General features: G+C 54.0%; 13 protein-coding genes and 3 pseudogenes. 9 read left to right on the forward strand and 7 right to left on the reverse strand.

What is annotated here, in order from left to right:
* Nucleotides 1–112: 112 nt before the first annotated feature.
* From ACUXAC_RS19990 to ACUXAC_RS20000, 3 genes are all read left to right on the forward strand, one after another.
* Nucleotides 113–1036 carry a DUF1281 domain-containing protein gene (locus ACUXAC_RS19990; RefSeq protein ID WP_342186911.1) on the forward strand — a complete coding sequence of 308 codons (924 nt, stop codon included), beginning with the start codon at nucleotides 113–115 and terminating at the stop codon, nucleotides 1034–1036.
* A 113-nt stretch (nucleotides 1037–1149) separates the two neighbouring features.
* A complete protein-coding gene (locus ACUXAC_RS19995) occupies nucleotides 1150–1425 on the forward strand; it encodes a hypothetical protein (RefSeq protein ID WP_342186910.1) in 276 nt (91 codons plus the stop codon).
* A 280-nt stretch (nucleotides 1426–1705) separates the two neighbouring features.
* Nucleotides 1706–2041: a colicin E1 family microcin immunity protein gene (locus ACUXAC_RS20000; RefSeq protein ID WP_454266851.1), complete on the forward strand. Its 336-nt coding sequence runs from the start codon at nucleotides 1706–1708 to the stop codon at nucleotides 2039–2041.
* A 23-nt stretch (nucleotides 2042–2064) separates the two neighbouring features.
* Here the strand turns inward: ACUXAC_RS20000 and ACUXAC_RS20005 are convergent, their stop codons facing one another.
* Both ACUXAC_RS20005 and ACUXAC_RS20010 read right to left on the reverse strand, forming a co-directional pair.
* A complete protein-coding gene (locus tag ACUXAC_RS20005; RefSeq protein ID WP_342186909.1) occupies nucleotides 2065–3792 on the reverse strand; it encodes a colicin-like pore-forming protein in 1728 nt (575 codons plus the stop codon).
* A 237-nt stretch (nucleotides 3793–4029) separates the two neighbouring features.
* Entirely contained in the window at nucleotides 4030–4242 is a 213-nt protein-coding gene (locus ACUXAC_RS20010; RefSeq protein ID WP_342186908.1) for a hypothetical protein, read from the reverse strand.
* A 167-nt stretch (nucleotides 4243–4409) separates the two neighbouring features.
* On the opposite strand from ACUXAC_RS20010, the pseudogene ACUXAC_RS20015 reads away from it, so the two are divergent.
* Nucleotides 4410–4637 (forward strand): annotated as a pseudogene (locus ACUXAC_RS20015) (IS1 family transposase); the annotation flags it as partial.
* Nucleotides 4638–4920: 283 nt separating this feature from the next.
* Entirely contained in the window at nucleotides 4921–5667 is a 747-nt protein-coding gene (locus ACUXAC_RS20020) for a hypothetical protein (protein ID WP_342186907.1), read from the forward strand.
* A 395-nt stretch (nucleotides 5668–6062) separates the two neighbouring features.
* Here the strand turns inward: ACUXAC_RS20020 and ACUXAC_RS20025 are convergent.
* Nucleotides 6063–6492 (reverse strand): annotated as a pseudogene (locus tag ACUXAC_RS20025) (IS6 family transposase); the annotation flags it as partial.
* Nucleotides 6493–6740: 248 nt separating this feature from the next.
* On the opposite strand from ACUXAC_RS20025, the gene ACUXAC_RS20030 reads away from it, so the two are divergent.
* Nucleotides 6741–8918, forward strand: a complete 2178-nt coding sequence (locus ACUXAC_RS20030; protein ID WP_342186906.1) for a TonB-dependent siderophore receptor — start codon at nucleotides 6741–6743, stop codon at nucleotides 8916–8918.
* A gap of 43 nt (nucleotides 8919–8961) precedes the next feature.
* Here ACUXAC_RS20030 and ACUXAC_RS20035 read toward each other — a convergent pair whose 3' ends face one another.
* The 4 genes from ACUXAC_RS20035 to iroB all read right to left on the reverse strand — a co-directional run bounded on the left by ACUXAC_RS20035 (nucleotide 8962) and on the right by iroB (nucleotide 16158).
* Nucleotides 8962–9909 (reverse strand): alpha/beta hydrolase, encoded by a 948-nt coding sequence (locus ACUXAC_RS20035; RefSeq protein ID WP_342186905.1) that lies wholly within the window; start codon nucleotides 9907–9909, stop codon nucleotides 8962–8964.
* A 33-nt stretch (nucleotides 9910–9942) separates the two neighbouring features.
* Nucleotides 9943–11187 (reverse strand): alpha/beta hydrolase-fold protein, encoded by a 1245-nt coding sequence (locus ACUXAC_RS20040; protein ID WP_342186953.1) that lies wholly within the window; start codon nucleotides 11185–11187, stop codon nucleotides 9943–9945.
* A 113-nt stretch (nucleotides 11188–11300) separates the two neighbouring features.
* Nucleotides 11301–14948 carry a salmochelin/enterobactin export ABC transporter IroC gene (gene iroC / locus ACUXAC_RS20045; RefSeq protein WP_342186904.1) on the reverse strand — a complete coding sequence of 1216 codons (3648 nt, stop codon included), beginning with the start codon at nucleotides 14946–14948 and terminating at the stop codon, nucleotides 11301–11303.
* Between the two features lie 94 nt (nucleotides 14949–15042).
* Nucleotides 15043–16158 carry a salmochelin biosynthesis C-glycosyltransferase IroB gene (gene iroB / locus ACUXAC_RS20050; RefSeq protein ID WP_342186903.1) on the reverse strand — a complete coding sequence of 372 codons (1116 nt, stop codon included), beginning with the start codon at nucleotides 16156–16158 and terminating at the stop codon, nucleotides 15043–15045.
* 398 nt (nucleotides 16159–16556) lie between these two features.
* On the opposite strand from iroB, the gene ACUXAC_RS20055 reads away from it, so the two are divergent.
* From ACUXAC_RS20055 to ACUXAC_RS20065, 3 genes and pseudogenes are all read left to right on the forward strand, one after another.
* The gene (locus tag ACUXAC_RS20055) at nucleotides 16557–20501 is read left to right on the forward strand and encodes an enterobactin synthase subunit F (protein ID WP_342186902.1); all 3945 of its coding nucleotides are present in this window, start codon (nucleotides 16557–16559) and stop codon (nucleotides 20499–20501) included.
* Between the two features lie 155 nt (nucleotides 20502–20656).
* Nucleotides 20657–21022 carry a helix-turn-helix domain-containing protein gene (locus tag ACUXAC_RS20060; protein ID WP_342186901.1) on the forward strand — a complete coding sequence of 122 codons (366 nt, stop codon included), beginning with the start codon at nucleotides 20657–20659 and terminating at the stop codon, nucleotides 21020–21022.
* 187 nt (nucleotides 21023–21209) lie between these two features.
* A pseudogene (locus tag ACUXAC_RS20065) lies at nucleotides 21210–21674 on the forward strand (IS3 family transposase); the annotation flags it as partial.

Consider the following 21674-nt stretch of genomic DNA (forward strand, 5'->3'; position numbering starts at 1 on the left):
AGGACAGGAGCAGCGTCCTGGCCATCATGAGGTAACACCTAACCCAACGGGGGAGACTTTCCCCCGCTGGGGAAAGCTCCCTCTTTTTTCTTGTAAGAAGAGGAGAACGACCATGTCGAACTGGTGCAATAACCGTTTAGTGATCACTGGCCAATCCGTTTTTGTGGATGAACTGCAGCAATGGGTCAATGGCCATGTGATTCCTGACTACCGTCATGCGGTTCAACAAAGCTGCCGGCTGTTCCTGGCCGGGTGTGCCGGCATACTGAAGCCGGCGACGATAAAACCCGGTGTTTACGTGCCTTACCCGGCACTGTTAACGCAACCGGGGATTGCATCGCCTCAGAATCTGGCCTTTGAACACTGGTTTGGGTTGCTGAAGGCAGATGTACCGTTAACGGGCGAGAACATTCGCCTGATAGAGCGACTCTACCGCCAGTCGGGTATCGATGCGGTGAAATGGGAGAACATCCCCAACGTCGCGAAGGCGCATATGGCGGATGTACTGTCGCGCCAGTATGCGGACTGGTTCGGTCTGGTGGGGGTTAGCCCTGATATCGATGCCGGCATCTGCTGGGAACGTTTGGGGATGATGCCTGAATATACCGCACCGTGCGATATGCTGATGCTGATCCCGACGCGTCTGGCGACCGAACTGAATGGCTCTGGTGGACTGCTGCGTGATGTGCCGACCACTGTCGAGCTCTATGGTCGACAGTACGGCGTCGAATGGCCGGCAGGCCATAATGTCGGCTGCGTACGGGATGGCATTAACACGTTGACAGTGCACTTTGATTCTCCGTGGTACCCGCCGGCCGGCGAGGTTATCGGGAGAGTGTCGGAATTGTTCAGCTGCCAGGTGGAGCATGCCTGGTATATGTCCGATGCGGAACGCAGCGGCTACGATCGCTACGACCGTGGTGAGCATGTTGATGGTGGACGAATAGCGGCTGAAGGTGGGACAGGTGAGGTGATCCACCTGACCTACGCCGACAAGGATTCTATTCCCTTGTCACCGAATGCAGCAGCTGGCTAATCACCGTTTTTTGCTGAAGCACTAACCTATGGCCACCGGTATCCCGGTGGCCTTTTTTTCCCGTGGGGGAGTTCTCCCTCGGCGAGTGAACTCCCTTATTAATGGAGTTCACCATGCTGACGTTTACTGAAGCACAAAACCAATTCATCGGCCTCTTTGGCCAAACGGCACGCTACCATCACCGGTACAAGGTCTTTTCTGACTTTGTTCAGTGCGGCGCGATAGCAATGCACAACCGCTTTTGTCCGGACGACGCGCTGGAGAAGCAGTACATGTCGCTCATCAAAGGGTATGAACGTGAGGATGTCGAACGCCTGGCGCACTTACTTGCTCTGGTACGAATAGCACTGGCCGCTAAACCTTGTGATTTTTTGGCATGGCTTTCATGAATCTGGAACTTGGTGATAGACACCGTGGGCAGTTTTTTACGCCCTGGAGTGTGGCATCCATGATGGCCAAACTGCCCCCTACTTGGGGTTCCGGCGTAACACCCCGAACTAGAAACTAGCAAAATTATTGCAAAGACCCTCAGAAAAGAGTTTTATTATATCAACCCACACTTTGTGTTTAATGGAGATGGAATGGCGTTTACTACTTTAATAGAGCGAAAGGATACTTCTGGTGATTGCATTGACGTTCAATTTAAATAGCTAGCTCCGTGGAGGGTAAATGAATAAGAAATACTATATCCGAAATATGCCTTTTGGATGCTTTATGTTTTTATGTTTTTTTTACTTGTCTTGGGGAGGTGAATTTAATTATAAATATATATTATTATCGGTGAGCATTTTTGGATTGGTGTTTTATCCCGTTTCAAAATGGATAGTGGAAAGTTTTATATTGACCTTCACGACAAAAGAATTTTGGAATAGAGGTTTGTTTATGGATACGCCTGGGAAAATGGGCGGACTGGCGATTTACTATGGAACTGTTTTTTTATTATCAATGCCAATAATAACGATATTTGTTTTTGTTATTTTTATGAAAAGGCTACTTAGCAAGTAAGCAGCCTTTTCTATAATTACAACTCAAATGCCGATAAATTTATTCACTTGTTCCATTGCATCATCATCTATTAACGCACCAACTCCTGCCATTATTAGACTATAGCCCAATAGCCCTACTGGTCCTCCTAGGATAATACTAAACGCAAAACCCGTAACCGCAGAGGCGGCCATGCCTGCCGCAATAGCTTCTGTTTTGACAAAAAACGGGCGCCAGTTATCAGTTTCTATTGCCTCTTTTAAAGCTCCGGCCCATTCTGCAGCATCGATAGCAAGGCTAGTATAGCCTAACCCTTTACCAAATTTACTTATATTCCTAGCCGCTTGCTTAACGTCAACCGATTCCAAAGCTTTTGCAATAGCTTCGCGATCTTTCTTATTGATTTTTTTGTTAATGTTTGCCTTGTATTTATCATAGGCTTTCAGCGCATCGTTTACATTGCGAACGTTTTTTCCTTTAGCCTGATCTGCTAATAATTTAGCAAGCTTTTCAGCTTTTTCTCCGTAAACCTTGAAAACTTCCTTATAAAAATCCGCAGTAAATTTAACAGCATCTTGTATTTCTTTCTCCTCCCTTTCTTTTGCCTCTCGAGCTAATTTCTCAGCTTCTTCCCTGGCTTTACGGGCAGCCTCTTCACGCTGACGTTGCTCTTCCTGACGTCGAGCCGCTTCGGCCTTTTCCGCCGCGATTTGCGCCTGAACATCGTTCAGCTGTTGCTGTTTCTGACTTTCCTGACTCCGTGCTTCGCCCAACCGGCGATTCACATCATTCAGTGCGCCCTGACTGGCTGCCGCTTCTCCCGAGAGCCGTTCGGCTTCCGCCTTGTTTCTCTGCGCGTCGTTCCATCGGTCTTCTTCCCACTTGCGTTGCTCCAGACTCAACGCATCGCCAGGCGTAACAATTTTTTCCTTCAGCGCCAGATTCCTGGCTTCTTCTTCTCGCTCATGGGCGGCTTGGGCGTTTTTGCTACTGACCTCCCCCTCCAGACGCTGCCGCTCTTGCTCCAGGGCGTTAGCCTGATTGCGAACGTCTTCCAGTTCACGCGCGGCATTCACCTCTCGTACATCCTGCCCCGCATCCAGCGCCGCAACGTCCGCCATCAGCTTGTTGAGGCGGGCCACGCGCAGGTCTTTTTCACTCTGTTTCACCGGAATACCGTTCCGCAGTGCGTCACGCTCGTCCATCAGCCGTTTCTGCCGGTCGCCATCGAGACGAACATCACGCGGATTCTCCCGCCAGCGGGCGAAAGAGACTTCAAAGTCGGCATTCAGTTTGTTGGCTTTGGCTTCATCAAGCGTAATTTCCTGCGCCATTTCATCCACCGAGGCAACTGCCTGCTCTGCTTCCTTCCTGAGCTTATCCGCACCGGTTAAGCGGCTGGCCTCATCGCTGAGGACTCGCATGCGCTGACGCGCTGCCTCGAGTTTCTGTGACGCGTCGGATTCCACGTTCTGAAAGAACATTAGATCCTGTTCGAACTGCGCTGCCTTTTTGGCATTGGCCGCAACCCCCAATGAGTCAGGACGTCCGGCGACGTAGTTGGTGCCATATCCGTTGAGGTTGGTGTAACCGCTTGGGGGAGTACTCCCTGAAGGCCAAACAGTCATCCCTGGTTCCGTATCTCCTATGCCGGGCGGCGTATCGACGCCCGTTGTCGGCCAGCCCCACGACTCACCGTTCCATTCATACCCAAGCTCAAGCATTTTTTTCCATTCAAGGCCGTCACTGTCTGCCAATCCTGATTTAGCCATCGTTAAACTCCTTCTTGATTTCAATAATAAGTACTGTATATGCATACAGCAATAAAGAAAGTTACGCGCTTATCTATGGACTGTCAATGGATGATAGTAGTTATCATTTACATAATGTGAGAAAAGATTAGCAGGCCGTAATGCTATAGTTGGGGTTATCGGGTTGCGCAGGAGGGAAGTTCCCCTGCGCGACCCGATAACCTCTTACGGTCTTCTGCGGCAATTCTCTGGATGTGGTCAGGCGTCACTACACGTAGCCACGTCTTTTACCCTTGACAGGTCTTTGGGGGCGCTGAGGCCGTATTTCGCGCTTATTTCGCTGCGCAGGCCATCGAAGGTCTGTTTGGCCATCTCCCCCGGCGGCCGAATGTTCAGGCTCTTGCCAGTGCTCAGCTCCTCGCGAGGCGTGAAGAAGTGCAGCTCGTGATGGTCGGCGTGGAGATAGCACAAACGACAGCATCCCGGAGGTGTACCGGTGCTCGAATGCCAGGGAGTCTATCAGCATGCGGGTGTTGCCCGGGGAGCCGCGCAGGACTTGTGGCGGATGCGCTTCAATGCCCGTCCGTTCCTGACTGGTGATATACTCGACAGAGCGACTTCTGAGGCCGTTGTAGCCATTTGAAGTGATGGTATGGGTGAAGGATTGATGGCCGCTGTATGAGTCGCGCCTGAAGGGAAAATTTCACGTTATCAGCAAGCGTAACACGCCGCGAATTGAGTTGCATAACCTGAATCGGAGACAGCACCTGGCAGGGCTTGGCTGTAAGTTGTTGTCGTTCTCAAAATCGGTTGAACTGCACGGCAAAGTCATTGGGCATTATCTGACGATAAATCATTACCAATAAATAGGAGTGACTACAGATAATGACTGTCATTTAATGTATTGTGAGTGATACATAATAGAATAACTAACGATTCCTAGTCTTGATGCAATAACTTACTGTTTTGTATGTTGATTGTTGTGTCTAATAACCGCTTAAAAGCGTTCCCGCTCCGTTTTTTCCCAAACTTCACCACACGGCATAATCCACCGTTAATGATAATAGTTTTCATTCATTGACAGGGATGGGCGGCGGAAGTAGAATTGAATTCCCTGTTTATTCATACAGATCTTCAAGGAGTGAGCCTATGTTCGTTTTCAGTAGAATACTATGTTATGTTCTTTGTATGCTGTTTTCTGGGGGATTGAATGCTTATTCTTCCTTCGCCGATCCTTTTTATTTTATCCCGTCACTGGCCGTCCAAGATGCAGCAACTTCTGCCGCTATTGAATCCGTTACTGGAAAGAATATTTATGAGGCTTATGCAAAAGGAATAATCAAAGATCCCAAAGGAAGAGTGTCAGTACGTCTTTGTAATGGGAAAGATCAAACTCTGAAGGAAGCATTAATTGGGGGCTGTTCATTAGTCGAAGATGTCTCAGTTTCCATATTGGATATCGAATATTATATCAAGCGAGGAAACAAGCTGATAAAGATAGATGTAAAAAAATCTAAGGATTTCATCACAGAAACGATGTTACAAGGGGTTGTCACAAAAGAGAATCCATTAATAAAAAAATATCATTGTCAATATGATCTTATGTATGACTTTCCAATCTCGTGTTTCGTTTATAAGATGGCACCTTTCATTTTTTCCAATTTATCACATAGGCATAAAATAATTAAAGGATTAGAGCATCCTTGTAACTCATTGACAAAATTGGAAAAGGCGAGAAAGACTAGTGGTTACACAAATCCTAAAACTCCATTTTTATCTGAGTACGCCGAATCTTCACGACACATGCTTGATTGTGATAAAAAGGCACCGGAGACATTTTCGACAATCTTAGACACTGATACACAGTCCGTTTTAGTCATTCGCAATAAGAAATAAAGAGATATCGATATATTGGAATCCTATATCCGTATTAATAATTTTTCTCCTCATACGGTGAAGAGAAAAATACGCCTTTGGGCCAAGTTAATTTGGCCTTTCTCGATGACAATTAAATTAATAAAGGGGCGTGTTGTTGCAAAATTCGCGATTAGTAGTCTTTCTTCTTATCGAAATGTATTACACTTCAATAACTCTGCTTCCCAGGTACATCTCAACTGGGGGACTATGACGATAAGCTGAGACCTACTCTTTATATAGTTCCTGCATGCATTAATGAATGGCGTTATACGCCATCTTCATGGTTATAAACCCCAGCGTGGGCTGTTTATCGGTTCCAATTTTCAGTTATCTTACTCAATCACGTTGTTCCAGTATTTTATTATCTGATGCTAACTATCAGACGGACATTGGCCTTTTCATTTCAACAATGCCAGCGCACGACCATAGGTGAAGGTTTGTCGGTGTTGATGACGCAGGGAATTGCCGGTCTTACACGCTGTTCAAAATCTTTCTCAGAAATTGATATGCAAATTTGTTTTACGGCTTGGTACAAATAAGCCCATCTGCCATTTACTTTGCTATAAGTTCCATCGAGATTTCAGGGGCACAAGCCTGAAGTTTTTGCCAGTACCCAGCGTAGCCGTTTCTCCATTTCTGCCACTTAACGGTGAACCCAGCGGTAAATGGTGGCTTAGTCAGCATTTACACCATACTCGACCAGTATCTACTGAAGCCCAAGTAGATGATGCCATATTGGCAGTACGAGCGTACTTCCTGCAAGATAACGTTGTACTGAAAATGGTGTTCTTTAAATGGGCTCATGTGCTGCTCCGTCAGAAAATGCGGACAATGAGTTTACCATCGCCGATATTTTAAAAATCACTGTTTATTCAATCAGTTAAAAATTAATTGGAGCCTACAGAGGGAGGTTTTAGTGAACTTTTAAATCTCTGCGATTGTCTTTTCCGCTTTTAAATGATAATAATTTTCATTATTATAAACTATAAGATCTGGTTGAAATGTGTGCTAACGGATAACGAACGAATATTAGCGTTTTATAGGGAATGATTATGAGAGTTAACCAGGCTGCTTGGCCAATAACCTTAGTATTAGTGCTTTTTAATATTTCATCATCGCTGGCTAAATCCGCCGAAGATGACGACAATGAAACGATAGTAGTTGAATCCACCGCTGCGCAAGTATTAAAACAACAGCCAGGGGTTTCTGTTATTACCCGCGAAGATATTGAAAAGAACCCGCCGGTTAACGATCTCTCTGAGATCATTCGCAAGATGCCGGGGATTAACCTCACCGGCAACAGCGCCTCGGGCACGCGCGGCAATAACCGCCAGATTGATATTCGTGGCATGGGGCCAGAAAACACTTTAGTGCTGATTGACGGTGTGCCGGTCACGTCACGCAACTCGCTACGCTACAGCTGGCGTGGGGAGCGCGACACCCGTGGTGATACTAACTGGGTGCCGCCCGAACAGGTAGAACGTATCGAAGTTATCCGCGGGCCGGCCGCCGCACGCTACGGCTCCGGCGCCGCAGGCGGGGTGGTGAATATAATTACCAAACGCCCAACCAAAGACTGGCACGGTTCGCTGTCTCTATACAGCAACCAGCCGGAAAACAGCAAAGAGGGCGATACCCGACGCGGTAATTTCAGCCTCAGCGGCCCGCTGGTTGGCGAGGCGTTGACGATGCGCCTGTACGGTAACCTGAACAGAACAGACGCTGACAGTTGGGATATTAACTCCTCCGCCGGGAGCAAAAATGCCGCCGGGCGTGAAGGGGTCATAAATAAAGATATTAACGGTATCTTCTCATGGAAATTGACCCCGCAGCAGATATTTGATTTTGAAGCGGGATACAGCCGTCAGGGAAATATCTATGCGGGCGATACTCAGAACAGCTCCTCAAGCGCAGTCACCAAAAATCTGGCACAGTCGGGGCAGGAGACCAACCGCCTGTATCGGCAGAATTATGGTCTTACCCATAACGGTATCTGGGACTGGGGTCAGAGCCGTCTTGGATTCTACTATGAAAAAACCAACAATACCCGCATGGATGAGGGGCTGTCCGGTGGCGGTGAGGGACGCATCAACAACGATCAGAAATTCACCACTAACCGTCTTACCTCGTATCGCACCAGTGGCGAAGTGAATTTCCCGATGATGATGCTGTTCGAGCAAACACTCACCGTCGGCGCCGAGTGGAACCGCGATGAACTTAATGATCCTGCTTCGACAGGGCTAACGGTGAAAGATAACAACATCGCAGGGATCTCCGGTTCGGCGGACAACCGAAGCAGTAAAAATAAGTCGGAAATCAGCGCGTTGTATGTGGAAGATAATATCGAACCGCTAGCCGGAACCAACGTTATTCCAGGCCTACGTTTTGACTACCTGAGCGAGTCAGGAGGTAACTTTAGCCCCAGCCTTAATCTGTCTCAGGAGTTAGGAGAATTCTTCAAGGTGAAGGCGGGCATCGCACGTGCCTTTAAAGCACCGAACCTTTATCAGACCAGCGAAGGGTATCTGCTCTTCTCAAAAGGTAACGGGTGCCCGAAAGATATTACCTCGGGTGGCTGCTACTTGATCGGGAATAAAAACCTTGATCCGGAAATCAGTATCAATAAAGAGATCGGGTTGGAATTAACCGTAGACGACTACCACGCCAGCCTGACGTATTTCCGTAACGATTATCAAAATAAGATTGTCGCCGGTGACAACATTATTGGTAAAACGTCGTCAGGTGCTTATATTCTGCAGTGGCAGAACGGCGGGAAAGCGCTGATTGAAGGTTTGGAGGCCAGCATGGCTATTCCGCTGGTAGAGGAACGTCTGAGCTGGAATACCAATGCCACCTACATGATAACTTCCGAACAGAAAGACACTGGGAACCCGTTATCAATCATCCCGAAATATACGGTGAATACCTCCCTCGACTGGAACATCACCAGCGCGTTTTCCGCGAACGTCAACTGGACGTTATACGGCAAGCAGAAACCGCGTACCCACGCGGAGTCGCGTAGCGAAGATACAGGGGGACTCTCCGGCAAAGAGTTAGGCGCATATTCGCTGGTTGGTACCAACTTTAATTACGATCTCAATAAGAACCTACGCCTCAACGTGGGTATTAGCAATATCTTCGATAAACAGATTTATCGCTCCTCCGAAGGGGCAAACACTTATAACGAACCGGGGCGGGCTTATTATGCCGGGGTGACGGCTTCATTCTGATGGTGTATGCCCGCCATTGGCGGGCATTTATTATGCTACTGAATTAAGGACAAGCTGCGTTTTGAGGCACCGCTTCACGGCTGATATCGAGTAGCGCGTCGCGGAATGAGACTTTAAACATTGGCCCATGTCCGAGGCCCGGATAATCTTGAAAAGCGGTGTTCACGCCCTTACTCTCAAGAGTAGTGACGGTGGAATGGATTTTGTACAGTATCTCGACCATCTGATTTTGCCTGCTGTCACTGGTAGTGGTCGAGCCTTCCGCTATAACGAGGTTTTTATGGCAGTACTGCACCGGATTGACCGCCGTCATACGGGTTAAAAGAGCAAAGTTATCTCTGCTAAGCGATGGGCTGGCGCTGTAATACTGATGAAAGAACGATGACGACAGCCACGCACCGAGGACAAACAGCCCCCCGTAGGAGTGACCCCATATCCCGCGCCGCTCGGGATTTATCGCCAGTCCTTGCTCTACCTGTGGGGCGATGATGGTTTCCAAAAGCTGATGAAATTCAGGGCTGCCGCCGGTTTTACGGGTAAAACGCGGATTATTCTCATTACCGGCGCTTGCGGTCTTGAGTACAGGTGTATAGTCATAGGCTCTGCCGTTGAGATCGAACGGCAGGTTGGTCTGATAGCCTAGCGCCACAATCACCGGCGGCGAGTACTCGGTTAACTGTTTGAGCAGCGTTTCTGGTAGGCGATCCATTACTGCATTACCGTCGAGCATATACAGAACTGGGTATCCTGAAGCAGGCGCGTTTTTTTTGGGTATGGCTGTCCATACCCGGTAATGTCTTGCGCCATCAACAGAATCAAAGTCATTGACCCTGAAATGGTAATATTCAGAGCCTTTATCGGCTATATTCGGGCCTAATGGTTGCATATCCGGTTTGGCAAAACTTGCCGTGCTGTAGCTGAGTACGTAGCACAAACTGGCGGAAAATAACGCCGTGCTGCGACGCTTTTTGTGTTGCTCACGACCAGACATCAAATGATTATTCCTTATTCGCAGGTGATATCTTTATTTATTCAGCATACTAAGACCATCAATCAGTGCGCCGCGCCACCACGCATAATCGTGTCCTCCGGTATAGATGCAGCAGTGACTTTCTACTCCGGCGGCAAGAAGCTGTTGATGCAACAACTGCACCTGCGACACCGTGGAGCCTTCTAATGAACCGACGCACAAATGTGTGCGCACACTGGGCGAAGGGGCATAAAGCACATGTTCGCTCACCCAGGAGACATCGTTATCTCCGAAGTGGCTCGGGCGACTGTTACTGTCCGGCGTCCACCACATCGATGGCGAGTGGCTAAGTACCAAGCTAAAACTATCTGGCGCATGACGGGCGGCCATCAGCGCAGTCACGCCCCCCAGGCTTTGTCCGGCCAGCACTGTCAGCGAACGGCCGACCCACTGCCGCTCCTGGTATTCAGTGTGGATGGCTGGCAGCAAACGCTCGGCGATATCGCACACCAGCTCGCGGCGGCCTCCGAGTATCGCGGTGCGCTCGCGCTCATCCAAGTTGTCTACGCCGAGCACGGCAAGCGGCGGGATTCGCCCACGTCGGATAGCCGCGTCGATGGCGGCACACACACCAACGTTGTTGAACCAGGTTTCGCCATCTGTCAGTACCAATAGGCCCAGAGGTTGTGAGACCGGAACCGCGGGAATATACAGCCGCACCCGTCGAGATTGCCCGGCGAGCCGATGTTCTGAGGTGAAAAATTGCCCGTTACAGGCGTGGTTATCTGCCCATTCATCCTGTGCGGGGGCACTATCCAGCATCAGTACAGACTCCAGCGTATCCCCCCGGACGTTGATTCTCGGCGTCTGGTTCAGTGGATCCGCCTTTCCGATGAGGGTCGCGAAGCGGCTTCCCAGCAGTGAAATTGTCTCTTCAGCAGTGCCTAACGGGATTTCCACCATAGTGTAGGAGCCGCAGTAGGAGGCGGGTAAGCTTAGCGTCAAGTGCCAGATATCCGTTCCGGGGAGACACTCCATCATCCCTTTCGCCACGTTGTTTTTGTCGGTGATGCGGTTTAGGCACAAATAAACTCTCAGCAACGGGTAAGCAGCGCGCCACAGAAAAGTGACCTCCCGCTCGTCATTCTTGCCCTCAATCACGCTCACTAGCGGCGCTGAGATTGACTTAACGTCCCCCCAGAAACGTGCGGTGTCAATTGGGGTTCCAGCGACAAGCTGATCGCGAATGCGTGCGGCAGTCCTCAGGGCAATGGGGTTTACGGGCGGACTCAGTCTCATTCTTGACATACCATCTCATTGATATTTTGTTTATCAGTATAAAAAGCTAAAGCGGCTGTTCGAGGGAACAGCCGCCGGCAGGTATTCTTATCATATAATGTTGTTGATGAAAATTATCTCACGATCTCTCCTTGGGGGGCGTGTGCGCGGCTGTCCTGCCACAGGCGTGAGTACAGGCCACATGCGGCTATTAGCTCGTCATGGCTGCCGTATTCGGCGAGGCGCCCGTTGTCGACCACAGCAATGTAATCGCAGCGGCAGGCGGTTGTCAGTCGGTGGGCGACGATAAGCGCGGTGCGTTTTTCGCTGTGCGCTACTTCGGCAAGCGAGGTCATTAACCGTTCCTCAGAGGTGCGATCCAGTCTAGCTGTCGCTTCGTCGAGCAGGAGCACGTGCGCCTGCGCCAGCTGAGCGCGGGCAAGGGCAATCAACTGACGCTGGCCGGCGGACAGATCAGCACCGCCGTTGTTCACCGGGGTACGAAAGCCATTCGGGAGATTTTGCACCGTTTCAAGCAAGCCAGCTCGCCGCGCCGCGGTTTCTACCTCCGCGTTGCTGCTGGTGGGACGCGCATAGCGAATATTCTCAGCTATATCACTGCTGAACAGCGCCACATCCTGAGAGACCAGGCCCGTCTGGCGGCGATAATCGATGAGCGATGCACCATCAATGACGCCCTCGCCGATGCGGATTTGCCCCCCGGTGGGAGAGTAGAGCCCCGCCAGCAGCTTGATAAGTGTCGATTTGCCTGCGCCGCTTCGCCCGACCACTGCGACGACCGTTCCTTCCGGAATTGTAAGTGAAAGGTTATCAATCGCTGGCTGTGTGCTTTCAGGGTATCGGAAGGTAAGCTTCTCGAGGTGCAGTGCGCCGCTGACTGGCGCGATCGCCGATGGTTCGACACTCTCCTCGCCCTCGGTTGCCAGAAGTTCATTAATATGTTTACCGCTGGCGGTCGCCTGCTGCCAAGAATCAACAATGCCTGACAGCTGCTGCACCGGGCCATAGAACTGCCCTAACAGCAGGAAGAACGCCGCTAACACCCCGGCGGTCATCTCGCCTTCGGCCACTCTCGATGCCCCCACCAAAAGTACTGCGGCATACGCGGCCTCAGTGCAAAAAGTGAGGAACGGGAAGTAGACGGCCAGGTATTTCTGTGCCCGCACGCGGGTAGCGCGGAATTTGTCGGATAACGCTCGCATTCTGGCGGCTTCCTGCTCCTGCTGACCGTGGGACTGCACCACCCGAAGGCCGGAAACTTTCTCCTGTAGCGTGCTATTAACCTTGCCAATCTCGAGACGCGCTTGCGCGTATGCCGGGGAGCTCAGGCGGCGGTAAATCCACGTCGCCAGTACTACCACCGGTACGGCGCTGAGCGCAGTAAGCGCAAGGACAGGTTCAAGCCAGAACATAGCAGCGGCGATAGCGATCATCGTCACTATGCTGGTGAGTGCCCCGGCAAGACCGTTCTGTAGAAAACGGGCGAGGGAATCGACATCGACAGTCATGCGGGTCAGACGCGAATCGACGTTCTTCTCATGCCACGGTAGACCTAGACACAGCAAGTGACCGAAACTGCGTAGTCGCACCGTATGCTGAACCGACTCCGCCGCACGGGCGGCAAAGACCGTTTGCAGTGCATAGCAACACCAACTGATAACTATCAGGCACAGGGAAAACAGGGCGCAAATGCCGATGGTCGCCATATCCCCGGCGGCAACACCGGCGTCGATACCGCGTTGTAAAAGCACCAGCACACCGACGCCTGCGGCAGAATCGAGGGCAATAAGCAGTGCGGCGATGATGAACATCCAGGCAACTGGAGTCAGCAGCGATGAGACACGCTGCCCTTTGCCTGCGAGAGCCATGTCGACAGCGCTTTCCGGCACGCGGGTCATCCGCTCGATAAAGCCTTTCCCGACAGGTATATCTTGCGCATTTACGTCCTCACCCTGTGAAGCTGTAGAGTCCGGCCAAAGCTCGTGCTGCCCGGCGGGAGTGGGCTCGAGGAAGTCACCGTTGCCGCTCATCAGCGCAAGGAACGCCGGGCAGCGCGCTTCCAGTTCCGCGTGAGTTCCGCTATCCACCACGCGGCCTTTCTCCAGCACCACAATCCGGGTGGCAAGCTGCAGTGTGGAACGACGGCGTGCAATCACCAACAGCATATGTTGATCATCGGCATAGCGCTCAAGGGCGGTGTTGATTTCCGCTTCGGTACCGGCGTCAACCGCAGAGGTGGTATCATCGAGAATGAGCAGCTCCGGCGTGGTAATTAACGCCCGGGCAAGCGCAATGCGCTGACGTTGCCCTCCAGAGAGGTTGCTGCCGCGTTCTGTTAGACGGGTGTTGAACCCCTGCGGTAGAGCGTTGATGAAGTTACTGGCGCCCGCGGCATCGGCAGCGCGGCGGATATCGTTCTGACTTGCCTGCGGATGCCCATAGGCGATATTTTCCGCGATGGTACCGGCAAACAGAAAGGCATCTTCAAACACTACCCCAACCTTGCGACGTAGCGCTGCCAGCTGCAGGTCGCGAATATTCTGCTGTCCGCCTGTCGTGTTAAGCCACACACCTCCTGTGGAGGGATCGTAAAAACGTGCTAACAGCATCAACAGCGTCGATTTACCGGAGCCGGACGCACCAACCACCGCCACTGTTTCACCGGCGTGCATGGAAAACGAGACATCATCGAGGATGCGGCGGCCGCTGCTGTAGTGGAAGCTTAGATTATCTACTTTCAGGCCGATAACTTGGCCTTTGACCGGCTCGGTGCCGTCTTCCATTAGCGAGCGGGTGTCGATTAGCGTGAAGACTCGTTCCACCGAGGCCTGAGTGCGCTGGGCGATCACCAAGAATGATGCCAGTACGCGTGTTGGGCCGGTTAGCATGGCGAGGAAGCTGGCGAAAGCGACGAAGGTCCCGAGATCGATGCGCCCGTTCATCACCGACCAGCCGCCGTAGCATAGCAGGACGATTTGCCCCAGCACTGGTAGCGCTAGCATCGTTGCGCCCGGTATCGCCTGCGAAATAGCCGCGCCGATGCGCACGCGCACCATCTGCCGCGACTGACGGTCGAGCCAGCGCGTTTCACGCAACTCTGCCACGCAGGATTTCACCACTGAGATTTGCTCCAGTACTTCGCGCATGTGTTCCGTCATCTGCGCCAGCCTGTCAGAGGCGAGCCCAGTTTGTGCGAACACGCGGCGGCGGGCGCGCAGGGCGGTGATAGCCAGCGTCACCAGCACGCCAACGACGATGAGCGTCATCGATGGTGACATCCACAGCATCACCGCGATCCCAGCAATATAATAAGTAAATACTGCGAGAGGCACTGGACACATTTGCAGCAGGGTATGTACCTGCTGCAGATCGCTGTTGGTCCGTGAAATGACCTGCCCGGTGCGCAAGGTATCCTGGCCTAAGCCATCGAGCTTCTGGACACTGTCGAACGCCCGACTGCGCAGGGTGTGTTGCACCCAAAGTGAGAGTTCGCCAGCATAACCCCGGCGTACGTAGTTTCCGATAAAATCAAACAGGGCAATCAGCAGCAGGCCGCTGGCGAGCCACGGCAGCCGTGTCGGCTCGCCAGCCATGGCATCGTTGATCGCCTGACGCGTCAGCAGCGGCGTTAGGGCGGCCAGCAGAATGGTCGATACCGATGCCACAATGACAATGGTGCTTAGTTTTTTGCGTTCCCAACACACGCGAGCAAGGCGAACTATCCAGGCGCGAGCGGGTATCGGGGAGTGAGTCGCAGGCATTACGCCTCCTTCATCTGTGAACAATTAGCGATCACGGTTGCGGCTGATCTTTGCCGCCATCGCGTGATTTAATCTCGTGACTTAACTGCAGTGGTTAGCCTTTTTGTAGTGTGGCGATAAGTTGGCTGGCTACTTTGGTTGGGCATGGTTGCGCGGCCATTTCCGCAGCCACCTCCTGCGACGCGTTGCGAAGCGCACGATCGCTAAGGAAGTCATTGATCATGCTGCTCGTTAACCCGTTCTTGCCGGGAATAATGCCGCATCCTCTCTCAACCACGGCGCGGGCATTGACCGGCCTGTCGGCACCCTCACCAAAGACGATTTGCGGAATACCGGCATGCAGCGCCGTCAGTGTATTGCCCGCGCCGCCGTGGTGGATAAAACCGTCGGCGCCGTTGAGAAAGGCCCCCATCGGGATCCAATCGACCAGATGGACATTCGACGGTAGAGAGCGTAAATCCGAGCGAGCGTTTGCTGAAAGGTGCAGAATTATCTCGGCATCAACTTCGTTAGCGGAGTCCATCACCCAGGAGATCAGATCTAGGCCATCAACCATAGGTTTGACGGTACCAAGGCTCACCAGCAGCCGCTTGCGACCAGGTGTGCGCTCCCACCACTTCTCCCATACCGCGCCGCCGTTATACGGAACGTATTGCATGGGAATGACTGGCTCGCCGTCGTTTTGTAGGATACTCATGCTCGGTGGGGTGACATCTATCCACGCCAGATCCTGTGGTGGGGCGCTGACCCCGTGGCGCTGATAGGCATCAGAGAGTGATTTTGTGACCCCTTTGATGTGCCATGGTGTGTGGCCGAAACCGACAGTTTGCATCACCACTGGAATGTCATACTTCGCGGCAATCAGAGGCCCGACAACACCAAGAGGCGGGTAAACGATAAGGTCGGGTCGCCATTGCCTTGAGAATTCAATCAGGTCATCAGCCATCTCTTCGCTGAAGAATGAGAAGTTTCCCATTTTAGTCCCGATGTTACTTTCTTTTCGTAATGCCTCCCGGCGGCGATAGTCGGCTTCAGAATCGAAGCCGGGCGCCGCATCAAACACAACAAGCCCCGCTTCTGCCGCTTTCTGTGCAAATTTCCCACTGCTGGCAATCAGTACTTGGTGACCATTAACACGGAAGGCCTGTGCCAGAGATAGAACTGGATACAACAGCCCATACAGTGGCGGACCTATAAACATAATACGCATGAGAAAATCCCTCTCCACGTCGCGGACCGATAAAAGATAAATACAAATAAGAATGATTACTATTACCAATATCATTTGTGGATTGCAATGGTTGTTAAGAGCCCATTGAACAACTAAGTAGGGGTAAGCGGACTTTCATGCTGAGCGGCGGCGCTTGTAGGGGATGTTTATGGAACCCTATATTATTACCCTGCTAATTATTTTATTATGAAATTTGATTCACTAAGATACATTGCAATGCAAATAAAAATCATTATCATTTGTATTGTGTGAGGTCATAACAACAGCAATAAGCAAATAAGCAGCGCATGCTTGGGATGTATTTTTATGGGTAAGAATATGCGCTATGGAAGTTAAAAACTTGAATGGATGCTAGATAATCACAGGAGTAAGTATCAGTGCCACATACCCCTAACTCTCTCAGCGGCCCGGTGCTTGCGGGCGAATGGCCGCTGGTCGCGGCGCAACCCGGCATCTGGGTCGCCGATCAAATTTCCCCGCATCGCAATGCCTACGCGGTGGCCCACGCCATCGAACTCAACGGCCCCATTGCCGTAGAGCCTCTGCTGCAGGCCATTACCCAGGGCCTGGGCGAGGTGGACATGCTGCGCCTGCGTTTTGCGGAACGCGACGGCGTGCCGGTGCAATGGCTGGACGACGCGCTGGCGGTGCACGAGCCGGAACTCGTCGATCTGACGACGTCGCCGGACCCCGACGCCGCCGCGCGCGCGCTGATGGATATCGATCTCGCGAGCGATCTGCGCGCCGGCAGCGGCGCGCCGCTGTATCGCCATGTGGTGATGCGTTTGGCGGATGACCGCTGGTTCTGGTATCAGCGCTATCACCATCTGCTGGTGGACGGTTTCAGCTTCACCGCCATCGCTCGCCGCGTGGCGGCGATTTACACCCATCTTTGCCGCGGCGACGCGCTGGAACCGACGCCTTTCACGGCGTTCAGCGACGTGGTGGCGGAATACCAGGCTTACCGGGAGGCGCCGGCCTGGCAGCGCGACGCCGATTTCTGGCTCGAAAAAGCGCAGCAGCTGCCGCCGCCGGCGACCCTTTGTCCGCAGCCGCTGGCCGGGCAAACCCCCACGCCGCGCATCCACCGGCTGGAACAGCGCTGCGATCCGCAGGCCTTCGCCGAACTGGTGCAGTGCGGCGCGCAGCAGAAGCTGAACGCCGCCGATATGGCGGTGGCGCTGGTGGCGCTGTGGGTCTCGCGCCTGAGCGGCCAACCGAGCTTCAGCGCCGGTTTTATCTTCATGCGCCGTACCGGCTCGGCCGCCTTGTGCGCCGCCGGCCCGGTGATCAACGTGCTGCCGATGGAGATGCATCTCGAGCCGCAGGCCACGCTGTATGAGGCCGCCGCACGCATCAGCCGCGAGCTGAAAACGGTGCGCCGCCATCAGCGCTACGACGCCGAACAGGTGCAGCGCGATCTGGGGCGCATCGGCGACGGCGAACCGCTGTACGGCACGGTCTTCAACTTCAAAATGTTCGATTACCAGCTGGACTTCGCCGGTATCGAAGGCATCACCCACGATCTGGCCTCCGGACCGGTGCGCGATCTGGAGATTGCGCTGTTTATCGACGAGCACCATCAGCTGAAGGTGGAACTGCTGGCCAACGCCGAGCGATACAGCCGCCAGGAACTGCAGGCGCACCTGCAGCGGCTGCCGCTGCTGCTGGCGCAGTTCGCCGCGCAGGCAACGTTGCCGATCGGCGAAGCCGATATGCTGACCGCCGACGATCACGCGCTGCTGGCGCGGGTCAACGACACGGTGCACCCGGTGCCGGCGACCACGCTGAGCCAGCTGCTGGCGCAGCAGGCGCAAACCACGCCGGACGCACCGGCGCTGGCGGATGCGCATTTCAGCTTTACCTACCGCGAAACGCGCGAGCAGGTCACGGCGCTGGCGCGCGAGCTGGTGGCGCAGGGCGTGCGGCCGGGCGACATTGTGGCAGTGGCGCTGCCGCGTTCGGTGTTCCTGTCGCTGGCGTTGATGGCGATCGTGGAAGCGGGCGCCGCCTATCTGCCGCTGGACACCGGTTATCCGGACGAGCGGCTGGCGATGATGCTGGAAGACGCCGCGCCGCGGCTGGTCATCACCAACCCGGCGCAGCAGGCGCGTTTCGCCGACAAGGGCGAAATCTTGCTGTATGACGCGCCGCTGGCGGCCGATCACGCCGCCGGGGTGGCGATTGCGGGCCCGACGCCGGACCATGCGGCCTATATTATCTTTACCTCCGGCTCCACCGGGCGTCCGAAAGGCGTGCTGGTCGGCCATCAGGCGATCGTCAACCGCCTGCTGTGGATGCAGCACCAGTATCCGCTGGGGGCGGACGACGCGGTGCTGCAGAAAACGCCGTGCAGTTTCGACGTCTCGGTGTGGGAATTCTTCTGGCCGCTGATGGTCGGCGCCCGGCTGGTGATGGCGCCGCCGGAGGCGCATCGCGACCCGCAGCAGCTGCAACAGCTGATCGCGCAACATCGCATTACCACGCTGCACTTCGTGCCGTCGATGCTGGCGGCTTTTGTGGCCGCCCTGGACGACGACGCGGCGGTGGCGAGCTGCGCCGCGCTGCGCCAGGTGTTCTGCAGCGGCGAAGCGCTGCCGGCGGAGCTGTGCCGCCTGTGGCAAAGCCGCACGGCGGTGCCGTTGCACAACCTCTACGGCCCGACCGAAGCGGCGGTGGATGTGACCTGGCATCCGGCCTACGGCGACGCGCTGGCGAAGGTGACCGGCGCCAACGTGCCGATCGGCCTGCCGGTGTGGAACACCGGGCTGCGCATTCTTGACGCGCGCCTGCGGCCGGTGCCGCCGGGCGTGGCGGGCGATCTGTATCTGACCGGCGTGCAGCTGGCGCACGGCTACCTTGGCCGGCCGGATCTGACCGCCAGCCGCTTTGTCGCCGATCCGTTCGGCGAGGGCGGGCGCATGTACCGCACCGGCGACGTGGCGCGCTGGCTGCCGGACGGCGCGGTGGAATATTTGGGCCGCAGCGACGATCAGCTGAAGATCCGCGGGCAGCGTATCGAGCTGAGCGAAATCGACCACGCCTTGCTGTCGCTGCCGGGCGTACGCCAGGCGGTGACGCACGCGCGGGTGCTGCAGGGCACGCCGGTGGACGCCGGCGGCGATGCGCGCCAACTGGTGGGTTATCTGGTGATGCAGCCTGGCGCGAACTGGGATGCGGAAGCCCTGCGCGCGGCGCTGGCCGACCGTCTGCCGCCGCACATGGTGCCGGTGGCGCTGGTGGAAATGAGCGATTTGCCGCTGAGCGCCAACGGCAAGCTGGATCGCAAGGCCTTGCCGCAACCGCAGGGCGGTGAACGCAAGGCAGGGCGGCCGCCGCAGGCCGGGCTGGAAAGCGAGATCGCGGCGGTGTTCGCCCGCTTGCTGCAGCGCGAGCAGGTGTTCGCCGACGACGATTTCTTCGCGCTCGGCGGCCATTCGCTGCTGGCGATGCGTCTGGCGGCAGAGCTGCGCCGCGATCTGGGCAAGGCGGTGTCCGTCGGCCAGGTGATGATGGCGTCGCGCGTGGAGCAGCTGGCCGCCTTGCTGGCGGAAGATCGCACGCAGGAAGAGGCCGATCGCAGCGGCTTCGACAGCGTATTGCCGCTGCGCGTCACCGAGGGGCCGACGCTGTTCTGTCTGCACCCGGCGTCCGGTTTCTCCTGGCAGTTCAGCGTATTGCCGCGCTATCTCGATCAGCACTGGTCGCTGGTCGGTATCCAGTCGCCGCGGCCGGACGGCCCGCTGGCGCTGAGCGAAGATATGGATCAGGTGGTGGATGCCCACCTGCAGACGGTGTTGCAGGTGCAGCCGCACGGGCCGTACCACTTCATCGGCTACTCGCTGGGCGGCACGCTGGCCCAGGGCATCGCCGCCCGGCTGCAGGCGCGCGGCGAGCAGGTGGCGTTCCTCGGCCTGCTGGATACCTATCCGCCGGAGACCCAAAACTGGGACGTGATGCTGGACGACAACGTGTTGAAGGAAGTGCAGCGCGAGCGCGAACAGTTCCTGGCGGTGTCGCAGGATACGCTCGATCCGGCGCTGGGCGAGACGCGCACCCTGATGTTCGACAACATCGAAGCCAACTACGCCGATTCGGTGCGGTTGCTGTCGCACACACGAACCGCCCGCTTCCACGGCCAGGCGACGCTGTTCGTCGCCAAACGCACGTTGCAGGCAGGGATGGACGTGCAGCAGACCTGGTCGCAGTACGTCGATGCGCTGCAGGCGCACGAGCTCGACTGCGCGCATGTCGATATCGTTTCGCCGGCGTCGTTCAAAGTGCTGGGGCCGCTGCTGAACCGGATCTTGCGTATGCTATGATTGGTGCAGATTTAATAGGGATATTATCCAATTAGACGTATGCTAATGCCTAAATTTCTTAATCATCTATCATTAGTTGAAGATTTTTATTTTCTGATGGCTGTATGAATAACCAATAAGTTATCAAGTGTATTGAAAATATTCGGGAAGGATTTGTGATTAAAGATAATAGTTTGGCAATGCGAATGATTGAGCGCAGAGCAGAACTTGGACTATCCCAAGAGCAATTAGCTAAGGCTACAGGAATAGCCTCGACTCAGATCTCTCGTTATGAGTCAGGTAAGCACAAGCCCCGTGGCAAAGCGATCATAAAACTTGCCCATGCATTAAATGTAAATTTTTCTTGGCTTTTGTTTGGAGAAGGTATTAAAAATGCTGTGGAAGTTAAAGGGGGGGGTTATTTAGATGTTAGCAATTTCCTCACCCAAGAGACAATGGTGCGGATAAGGTTTAATGCTGGTTTGAAAAAAATGGAAGTTGAAGAATATCTGAATTATTTGATGGATGGAGATATAAATTAGAGCCTTACTATATAGGCAACGTAATTAAATTTCTGGTGATTAAAAGATGGAGCCATATCTGGTTTTTTTATCAGTAAAGTTGAATTTATCCTTGTGGTTTTGATGTCAAGAGATAATTAATTATTAACTTGACTGACCCCACCCCGGTAGACGATCCTGCCCTATAGTTGGAGCATAGGAGGAGCGTATGGGCACACCACGATTTACACCTGAATTTAAGGAAGAAGCTGTCCGTCAGATAACGGAACGCGGTTATTCCGTTGCCGAAGTATCTGACCGTTTGAGTGTTTCTGCACACAGCCTCTATAGGCGCGTGATAAAGATAACCGGCGTCTGCTGACGCTTATCCATGATTCATATTCACTGAGCGGAGGCCTATACGGTTACCGGCGGGTTCATGGCGATCTGAACGAAATCGGGGAAACCTGCGGCAAAAACCGGGTGGGCCGTATTATGCAACTGAACCGGATTATAGCCGTGCGGGGCTATAAAGCACCACGGCGTATCGCCGGCCGACCTTCGGTGGTTGCCCCTAATCGCGTACAGCGGCAGTTTATCGTTGTCCGGGCCAATCAGGTCTGGGTCACCGACATCACTTATAGTGTGCCCGGAGTTCAGGGCGAGCATGGACGCTCAAATGAACCACGAGTCT

Source organism: Serratia sp. 121840015-1, assembly GCF_053627655.1.

Coding starts and splice junctions, on each gene's coding strand:
- ACUXAC_RS20020 (WP_342186907.1), top strand. CDS start 4,921: ATGTTCGTTTTCAGTAGAATACTATGTTATGTTCTTTGTATGCTGTTT.
- iroB (WP_342186903.1), bottom strand. CDS start 16,158: ATGCGTATTATGTTTATAGGTCCGCCACTGTATGGGCTGTTGTATCCA.
- ACUXAC_RS20040 (WP_342186953.1), bottom strand. CDS start 11,187: ATGAGACTGAGTCCGCCCGTAAACCCCATTGCCCTGAGGACTGCCGCA.
- ACUXAC_RS20030 (WP_342186906.1), top strand. CDS start 6,741: ATGAGAGTTAACCAGGCTGCTTGGCCAATAACCTTAGTATTAGTGCTT.
- ACUXAC_RS20000 (WP_454266851.1), top strand. CDS start 1,706: ATGAATAAGAAATACTATATCCGAAATATGCCTTTTGGATGCTTTATG.
- iroC (WP_342186904.1), bottom strand. CDS start 14,948: ATGCCTGCGACTCACTCCCCGATACCCGCTCGCGCCTGGATAGTTCGC.
- ACUXAC_RS20005 (WP_342186909.1), bottom strand. CDS start 3,792: ATGGCTAAATCAGGATTGGCAGACAGTGACGGCCTTGAATGGAAAAAA.
- ACUXAC_RS20035 (WP_342186905.1), bottom strand. CDS start 9,909: ATGTCTGGTCGTGAGCAACACAAAAAGCGTCGCAGCACGGCGTTATTT.
- ACUXAC_RS19995 (WP_342186910.1), top strand. CDS start 1,150: ATGCTGACGTTTACTGAAGCACAAAACCAATTCATCGGCCTCTTTGGC.
- ACUXAC_RS19990 (WP_342186911.1), top strand. CDS start 113: ATGTCGAACTGGTGCAATAACCGTTTAGTGATCACTGGCCAATCCGTT.